The 286-nt window shown below is 34.6% G+C and carries 1 pseudogene; it reads left to right on the top strand.

Annotated features, from left to right (window positions below):
* A pseudogene (locus tag AAEY57_RS19695) lies at positions 1-257 on the top strand (transmembrane cytochrome oxidase associated protein); the annotation flags it as partial.
* Positions 258-286 lie beyond the last annotated feature (29 nt).

Genomic DNA, 286 nt, shown 5'->3' with positions numbered 1-286 from the left:
ACTTATATGTGGCACTTGGTAAAAACCAAGGCAAGGTTGATATGGCTGTAATGGGAAGTCCCGACAATAAAAATCTACCATGGAAAATTATTACCGAGCAACAGAGTTTAAATCCTGCAAGTTTATATTTAATTGATCATATGGGGTTAGTGGTACTTGAATACCCCTTTAAGGTCGAGCCACAAGAAAACCGTTTAGTACAAAAAGGATTATTAAAAGATCTAAAAAAATTACTTAACTATTCTCGTTCTAGCTAACTAAGTTGAGCTTAAGTTGGAGTATCTGA

The organism is Pseudoalteromonas sp. MER144-MNA-CIBAN-0113, assembly GCF_040308965.1.
Lineage (GTDB): Bacteria > Pseudomonadota > Gammaproteobacteria > Enterobacterales > Alteromonadaceae > Pseudoalteromonas > Pseudoalteromonas tetraodonis.
Note: the sequence above shows the minus strand (reverse complement) of the source record. Positions and strands in the feature narration are given on the sequence as shown.